At 69.0% G+C, this 7,826-nt stretch carries 7 protein-coding genes; 3 read left to right on the plus strand and 4 right to left on the minus strand.

Annotated features, from left to right (window positions below; translation table 11 throughout):
• The 3 genes from ON27_RS28370 to ON27_RS28380 all read right to left on the minus strand — a co-directional run.
• Positions 1–571, minus strand: a 571-nt coding sequence (locus tag ON27_RS28370) for an amino acid ABC transporter ATP-binding protein (protein ID WP_043734289.1), incomplete at its 3' end; no start/stop codon positions are given.
• Entirely contained in the window at positions 572–2,368 is a 1,797-nt protein-coding gene (locus ON27_RS28375) for an ABC transporter substrate-binding protein/permease (RefSeq protein ID WP_043734292.1), read from the minus strand.
• Positions 2,369–2,515: 147 nt separating this feature from the next.
• On the minus strand, positions 2,516–3,310 hold the full coding sequence (locus ON27_RS28380) for an LLM class F420-dependent oxidoreductase (RefSeq protein ID WP_043734293.1): 795 nt from the start codon (positions 3,308–3,310) through the stop codon (positions 2,516–2,518).
• Positions 3,311–3,423: 113 nt separating this feature from the next.
• On the opposite strand from ON27_RS28380, the gene ON27_RS28385 reads away from it, so the two are divergent.
• From ON27_RS28385 to ON27_RS28395, 3 genes are all read left to right on the plus strand, one after another.
• Complete coding sequence (locus ON27_RS28385; protein WP_043734294.1) at positions 3,424–4,686, plus strand: PucR family transcriptional regulator; 1,263 nt, start codon at positions 3,424–3,426, stop codon at positions 4,684–4,686.
• 133 nt (positions 4,687–4,819) lie between these two features.
• On the plus strand, positions 4,820–5,806 hold the full coding sequence (locus tag ON27_RS28390) for a phosphotriesterase family protein (protein WP_043734295.1): 987 nt from the start codon (positions 4,820–4,822) through the stop codon (positions 5,804–5,806).
• A gap of 94 nt (positions 5,807–5,900) precedes the next feature.
• Positions 5,901–6,983 carry an ABC transporter ATP-binding protein gene (locus tag ON27_RS28395; protein ID WP_043734296.1) on the plus strand — a complete coding sequence of 361 codons (1,083 nt, stop codon included), beginning with the start codon at positions 5,901–5,903 and terminating at the stop codon, positions 6,981–6,983.
• Positions 6,984–7,384: 401 nt separating this feature from the next.
• On the opposite strand, the gene ON27_RS28400 is transcribed toward ON27_RS28395, so the two are convergent.
• Positions 7,385–7,826 (minus strand): winged helix-turn-helix transcriptional regulator (locus ON27_RS28400; protein ID WP_043734297.1); only part of this gene is annotated, 442 nt, incomplete at its 5' end.

Raw genomic sequence — 7,826 nt, forward strand, 5'->3', positions numbered from 1 at the left:
CCATCGACATGCCGCCGGAAGCCAAGTCGGCCATCAGCGCGAGCACACCCTTCACCAGCTCGGGGTCCAGCGCCGAGGTGGCCTCGTCGAAGAACATGATCTCCGGCCGCATCGCCAGCGCCCGCGCGATGGCGACGCGCTGCTGCTGCCCGCCGGACAGGTTGGCCGGCCGCGTGTCGGCCTTGTCCGCCAGGCCGACGGTCTCCAACTGCTCGACGGCCAGCGCCCGCGCCTCGTCCTTGGACAGCCCGCGCAGCTTGCGCGGACCCAGCGCGACATTCTCCGCGACGGTCTTGTGCGGAAACAGGTTGAAGTGCTGGAACACCATGCCGATGCGCTGGCGCAGCCGGTCCGGGTTCTCGGTGAGCACGGACTTGCCGTCCAGCAGCACGTCACCCCGGTCCGGCTCGTAGAGCCGGTTCAGCACCCGCAACAGGGTGGATTTACCCGAGCCGGACGGCCCGATGACGGTGGCGGTCTTGCCCGCGTCCACGTGGATGTCGATGCCGCGCAGCACGTGATTGTGCCCCAGCGTCAGGTGCAGTCCGGTACCGGTGAGGGAGGCACTCATCTATCCGCGCCCTTCCGTGATCGTGGCCGCCTCCACCGGGTCGATCGGCCGGTCGGGCCGGCCGGTCCGCATCCGGCGGTCGATGTAGTTCACCAGGTGGGTGAGCGGGATGGTCAGGATCAGATAGACCAGTCCGGCGGCCACCAGCGGCGAGAGGTTCCCGGTCTGCGCGTTGAGATCGCGGCCGACGGCGAACAGCTCGCGCTGGGTGGCGAGCAGGCCGAGGAAGTAGATCAGTGACGAGTCCTTGATCAACGCGATGAACTGGTTCATCAGAGCGGGCAGCACCCGGCGCACGCCCTGCGGGATCACCACGAGCGTCATCGCCTGGCGGTAACCGAAGCCGATGGCGCGCGCCGCCTCCAGCTGCCCGGCCTCGACCGACTGGATGCCGGAGCGGAAAATCTCGCCGATGTAGGCCGAGGCGAGCAGGGCCAGCGCGACCGCACCGAGCCAGTACGGGTTGTTGCCGGTGAGGTTGCGCACCACCGGGCCGACACCGAGACCGATCAGCAGGATGATCACCACGGCGGGCAAGCCGCGGAAGATATCGGTGTACACCCGCGCCGGCCAGCGCAGCCAGCGCGTCCGCGAGATCCCGGCGACCGCGAGCAGCATGCCCAGCACGGTGCCGAGCGCACCCGAAACGATCGCGAGAATCAGCGTATTCGGCAGACCGGTCTTGAACAGGTCGGGAAATGCCTTGCGGTACAGCGACCAGTCGAAGAACGTGTCCTTCAACTGCTGCACAATGGACTTCGGCGCGTTCTGCTCCGCCTCGCCCGGTTGCTTTTGCGCGGCGAGCGCCGCGAAGTCCGGCAGCTGCGGCGCGGGCGCGGCCTTGGAGCCCGGCTTCCAGCCCGGGGGCAGTTGCCGGGGCACCCAGTCGGCGTAGAGCTCGGCGTAGGTGCCGTCCGCGATCACCGCGTCCAAACCGCTGTTGAGCGCGTCGATGAGCGGTTGGTTGTTCTTGGCGACCGCGTAGCCGACAAAGTTGTCCAGACTGAAGGTGTTCTGCGACACCGACGTCCCGTCGCCGGGCTTGATCGCGCCTTCCGCCTGCGCGGACGGGGCCACCCAGACGTCCACCTGACCGGATTTCAGGTTGGCGTACGCGGTGTTGTAGTCCGGGAACTTCACCGGGTCCAGCCCCAGCTGGTTCACCACGAACTCGTCCTGCACCGTGCCCTGCACCACGGCGATCCGGGTGCCGCGGTTCAGGTCGGAGAACCCCTCGACCGGACTGCCGTTGGGCACCACCAGGGAGAAATAGCCGAAGTCGTAGCCGTTGGTGAAGCCGACCAGCTGGCGGCGCGCGTCGGTGGTGGTGATGTTGGACGAGCCCACGTCGAAACGGCCGCCGGACACCTGGGCCAGCAGCCCGGCGAACTCGGTGCCGGAGAACTCCACTTGGAGCCCGAGCTTGGCGGCGATCGCCTTCAGCAGCTCGTTGTCGAAACCGGTGAACGTGCCCTGCCGGTCGACGCAGATGCTCGGCGGGGCGTCGGAGAGCGTACCGACGCTGAGCTTGCCGGGCGTGATCAAGCCGAGCTTCGAGACATCGATCGAGGTCAGCGGCGCGGTGGTGGCGGTGGTGTAGCGGTCGCTGCCCGCGGCGGCCGAGGAGGCAAGGTTGGTGGGCGCGGCGGAGGCGGCGGCCAGGCCCGGCGGTGCGCAGAGGTTGCGCTCGGTGGCCGCGTCGTCGGAGCCGGTACCGCACGCCGACGCGCTGAGACCGACGGCGAGCAATAGCGCGGCGATCAACGCACGAGACCGCACAGCGGGCAGAACAGCCATGACGGACAACCCTAGCCGCGCGAAACTGTTAATTCACAGCTACCCCGAGGGGGTGACCGGCGCGACCATGCCCGGCCTGCGGTCGAGATTCCGATCAGCCTGATCCGAAGTCCGCGCCGCGGCGCGACAGCCACCGGGCAATCCGGCCTACGCCAGTCCGCTGATCGGTTCCGGATTGACCTCGTCCCGCCACCGGACGGCCGTCGCCACCTCGCTCAGGTCGTAATCCGGACCGCTGACGCCGAGGGTGAAGGTCGTCACCCCGGCCTCGACGAACGCGGACGCCCTCGCCAGGCCAGGCCACTGCACCGAGCGCTCGATACGCGCCTGGTCGGTGCCGACGGCGGCGCAGTGCTCGGCGAGCACCTTGTTCTTATGCGCGAGCACGTCGAGGTCGGCGAAGGTGTGCCACATGTCGGCGTACTGGGCGACCAGCCGCAACGTCTTCTTCTCGCCGCCCCCGCCGATCAGGATGGGCAGGTCGCGGGTGGGCCGCGGATTGAGCTCGAGCAACCGCGCGCTGATCCGGGCCAGGTTCTCCTTCAGCAGCTCGAGCCTGCTGCCCGGGGTGCCGAAGTCGTAGCCGTACTCGTCGTAGTCCCTCTCGAACCAGCCCGCGCCGATGCCGAGAATGAGCCGGCCGCCGCTGATGTGGTCGACGGTGCGCGCCATGTCGGCCAGCAGGTCCGGATTGCGATAACCGCCGCCGGTGACCAGCGCGCCGATCTCCACCCGCTCGGTCTGCTCGGCGAACGCGCCCAGCATCGTCCAGCACTCGAAGTGAGCGCCGTCGGGATCCCCGGTGAGCGGGTAGAAGTGGTCCCAGTTGAACACGATGTCGACACCCGCGTCCTCGCAACGCAGCACCGCGTCGCGGATGAGCCCGTATCCCGGCGCGTGCTGCGGTTGCAGCTGAACCCCGATACGAACTGGACGACTCATGGCATGCTCCTCGTCGCTCGGCCTGTCCCCGCCCCGAGGCTACCGCCGCGATCGGAGGCCCGCAGGCAGCCCGGGTCGGGGCGCGTGCCGAGCTGACGGATGGAGGTGCCGGTATGGCCGACGGCGACGACGAGGTGGTGGTTCGCACGGTCGTCTCGGCGATCCTGCGAGATCGCGAGCAGCTGATCATCGAGCTGTCCGCGGTCATCCGCGCGCAGGTGACCGCGCTCGACCTGGATGCCCGGCTGCGTGGCCTGTTCGAGGCGGGCACCACCGACAACCTGATGGCGGTGCTCGACTTCGTGCAGAACGACGCCGCCGAGCAGGACGTGCACGCCCCGGCTCGTGCGCTGGTGTACGCGCGCACCCTCGCCCAGCGCGACGTCCCGCTGTCGGCGCTGATTCGCGCGTACCGCGTGGGGCACGCCGGTTTCCTCGACGTCGCCATGCGCTATGCCGTGGACCTGGGCGGTTCCGGCAGCGCGGCGGCCATCATCCGCATGGTCAATCGCAGCGCCGTGTACATCGACCGGGTGTGCGAGCAGGTCGGTGTGGCCTACGAGCAGGAACGCGACCGGTGGGTGGGCAGTCGCGGCGGGCTGCGGCAGGAATGGGTGGCACGGGTGCTCGACGGCACGGCCGACGACATCGGCCAAGCCGAGCGGGTGCTGCGCTATCCCCTGACCGGTCGCCACGTCGCGGTGAATGCCTGGACCGATCCGCAGGTCTCGGCACGGGCCGCGGTGGAATTCCTGGATGCTGTTCGCGCGGCGCTGGTTCCACTGTTCGGCAATCCGCGCCGGGCGTTGCTGGTGCCGACCGACGAACGCGAAGTGCGGCTGTGGTTCTCGATCGCCCGTGACACCACGATCGATGTCGACGCCGTCGAGCGCGCGCTGTCGGCCATGTCGCTGCCGGTGCGGGTCGCGATCGGCGGGTGCGGCGCGGGCGTCGCCGGTTTCCGTCGGAGTCTGCGCCGCGCCGACCGGGTACGCGAACTCGTACTGCTCGCCGGGGCGGGCGCGCCGAGGGCGGTGTCCTACGACCAGGTGGCGGCCATCGCGCTGCTCGGCGGCGACATCGAGGAATTGCGTCAGTACGTGGCCGATCACCTGGGTGAGCTCGCCACCGACAATCAGCGCAATCTCTGGTTGCGCGAAACGCTGCGCGTCTTCCTGGCCAACAACCGCGGTTACGCCGCGGCCGCCCAGGAATTGGCCGTGCACCGCAACACCATTCAATACCGGGTGGGGCAGGCGCTCGACCTGATCGGCCACGACTTCACCGATCACGACCGCACGCTGCACCTGCACCTGGCGTTGCAGGCCGCGCGCTGGCTGGGGCCCGCCGTACTCCGGCCGGGCTCGCCGGCCTGAGCGACGGGGGAGACGCCGTTGTGCGCTCCGCACGAAAGTTGTACGAAGTTTCGGCGTCGCCGAATATGGTCCGCCGCCCATCCCGGTTCGTAGCATTCCCCGGAATATGCAGCTCGGATGAGGAGAAACCGCTGTGTCACAGCTGGAAACCGCGCGCGGCCCGATCGACACCGCTGAAATCGGAGTGACACTGATGCACGAGCACGTTTTCGTGCTCACAGGGGACATCCAGCAGAACTATCCGGCCGAGTGGGGTTCCGAAGAAGAACGCATCGCCGACGCCGTACAGCGTTTGCGCGTCGCCTACGACGCGGGTGTGCGCACGGTGGTCGACCTGACAGTGGTGGGGCTGGGCCGCTATATCCCCCGTATCCAGCGGATCGCCGAGCAACTGCCGCTGAACCTGGTGGTCGCCACCGGCGTCTACACCTACGGCGATGTCCCGTTCTTCTTCCACTACCGCGGGCCCGCTCTGAACGAGATCGTCGGCGCGCAGGTCCCCGACCCGATGGTCGACATGTTCGTCGGCGACATCCGCGACGGCATCGCGGGCACCGGAGTGAAGGCCGGCATGCTCAAGTGCGCGATCGACCGGCAAGGGCTCACCCCCGGCGTCGAACGCGTGATGCGCGCGGTCGCGAAAGCCCATCTCGAGACCGGCGTCCCGATCACGGTGCACACCCATCCGGAGTCCCGCAGCGGGCTCGACGTCAAGCGCGTGATGTGCGACGAGGAAGGCGTCGACCCCGGCCGGATCGTGCTCGGTCACAGCGGCGACACCACCGATTGCGACCACCTCGCCGCACTGGCCGACGCGGGATTCGTGCTCGGCATGGACCGCTTCGGCATCAACCTCGACACCACCTTCGAAGCCAGGGCAGACACCCTGATCGAGATGGTGCGCCGCGGCTACACCGACCGGATGGTGCTCTCCCAGGACGCGAGCTGCTACCTGGACTGGATCGAGCCGGCCGCCATGGCCGCCCTGCCGCAGTGGCACTACACCCACCTGTTCGACGACGTGTTCCCCTACGTGCTCGAACGCGGCGTCGCCCAGGAGCAGATCGACGCCATGCTCGTGGACGTCCCGCGCGCGTTCTTCGAGGCTGGAACACGCTGACGTGGCCGCGAACCGTCCGGCCCGATAGGATCGCCGCTCAACCCTTACTCGGATCGTCCGGCACGTTCCTGCCGGGATGGGATGTGTATTCGCTATGGCCACGGTGACCTTCGACAACGCGACGCGGCTCTACTCCGGCTCCGCCAAACCCGCGGTGGACCAGTTGAACCTGGAGATCGAGGACGGCGAGTTCCTCGTGCTGGTCGGCCCGTCCGGCTGCGGGAAATCGACCTCGCTGCGCATGCTCGCCGGACTGGAGGAGGTCAACGGCGGCCGCATCCTGATCGGCGACAAGGACGTGACGCACGCCGAGCCGAAGGAACGCGATATCGCCATGGTGTTCCAGAACTACGCGCTCTACCCGCACATGACCGTCGCGGAGAACATGGGCTTCGCGCTGAAACTGGCCAAGGTCGCCAAGGCGGAGAAGGAGAAGCGGGTCCTGGAGGCGGCCAAGCTGCTGGACCTGGAGCCCTACCTGGATCGCAAACCGAAGGCGTTGTCCGGCGGTCAGCGCCAGCGGGTCGCGATGGGCCGCGCGATCGTGCGCCAGCCGCAGGTTTTCCTGATGGACGAGCCGCTGTCCAACCTGGACGCCAAGCTGCGCGTGCAGACCCGCACCCAGATCGCCCAGTTGCAACGCAGGCTCGCCACCACGACGGTGTACGTCACCCACGACCAGGTCGAGGCGATGACCATGGGTGATCGCGTCGCGGTGCTGAAGGACGGCCTGCTGCAGCAGTGCGCCACGCCGCGCGACCTCTACCGCGATCCGGCCAACGTGTTCGTCGCGGGGTTCATGGGCTCACCGGCCATGAACCTGTTCACCCTTCCCGTGGCCGACGGCCGGGTGGAGCTGGGCGGGCACGCGCTCGCGCTGCCGCGCTCGGTCGCGGACGCGGCCGGCGCCACCGTGACGGTCGGCATCCGGCCGGAGCACTTCGAGCTGGGCAACGGCTCCGGCATCGAAATGGAGGTCGACGTGGTGGAGGAACTCGGTTCCGACGCCTACATCTACGGCCGCACCCTCACCGCGGGTGGAACCGACGGTTCGGGGGAAACCATTGTGGCGCGCGCGGATTGGCGCAATCCGCCGGCGAAGGGCACACGGCTGCGCCTGTCCACCGAGGCCGAGCACGTCTACTTCTTCGACACCGAGGGACACAGGCTCAACTGAGTTCGCCACCGCGGCCCGCTCGTCCGGCCTGCGAGCGGGCCTGGTGCGATGAGTTCGCCGCTGCCCTCGCGCGGCAACCCCCGAACGGGCCTGGTGCGATCCGATCCGTCCCGCCTGCTCGGCGACCCGTGAACGCCGCCCTGGCGCGGCCGACTCCGCCGCGGCCCGCCCGCTCGACAATCGAGACCGGTGGCCTGGTTCGATGATTCCGCCGCCACCCCGCTCGGCGACCCGTGAACGGCCTTGGTGCGGCCGACTCCGCCGCGCCCCCGCTCGCCCGGCAACCGTGAACCTGGCGGGTGCGATGAAGTCCGCCGCGGCCCGGCTCGCTCGGCGATCCAGAGCGGGCCGGTGCGATCGAATCCGCTCGTCCGGCGCCATGCCGTGAGCGGCTCGTGTGGTCAGCCCGTCGCGTCCGATCGGCGGCGTTCGCGCAGTTGGTGCGCGTACTCCTCGTTGAGCCGCACGCCCAGTTCCTCCAGTTCGATCTCGCGGCCCGACGCGCTGCGCACCTGCACCCGCACCGGGGCGCCGGTCGCCTCCTCGACCAAGAGCAGCGGCGCCGGACCCGATTGCAGGTAGGCGTCGCCCCACTGCATGAGCGCGAGCACGGCGGGCAGCAGATCCCGTCCCATCCGGGTGAGCACGTATTCGTGCCGGGTGCGCTTGCCTTCCTCCTGGTACGGCTGTTTCGTCAGCAAGCCCGCCTCGGTGAGCTTGCGCAGCTGGGCGGCGGCGGCCGCGTCGGTGATGCCGACCCGGCTGGCGAACCCGTCGAACCGCCGGGTTCCGTAGTACGCCTCGCGCAGGATGAGCACCGCCGAGCGCGTGCCGACGATGTCC

The organism is Nocardia asiatica NBRC 100129 (genome assembly GCF_000308415.1).
Classification (GTDB): Bacteria; Actinomycetota; Actinomycetes; order Mycobacteriales; family Mycobacteriaceae; genus Nocardia; species Nocardia asiatica.

Coding starts and splice junctions, on each gene's coding strand:
- ON27_RS28385 (WP_043734294.1), top strand. CDS start 3,424: ATGGCCGACGGCGACGACGAGGTGGTGGTTCGCACGGTCGTCTCGGCG.
- ON27_RS28380 (WP_043734293.1), bottom strand. CDS start 3,310: ATGAGTCGTCCAGTTCGTATCGGGGTTCAGCTGCAACCGCAGCACGCG.
- ON27_RS28375 (WP_043734292.1), bottom strand. CDS start 2,368: ATGGCTGTTCTGCCCGCTGTGCGGTCTCGTGCGTTGATCGCCGCGCTA.
- ON27_RS28395 (WP_043734296.1), top strand. CDS start 5,901: ATGGCCACGGTGACCTTCGACAACGCGACGCGGCTCTACTCCGGCTCC.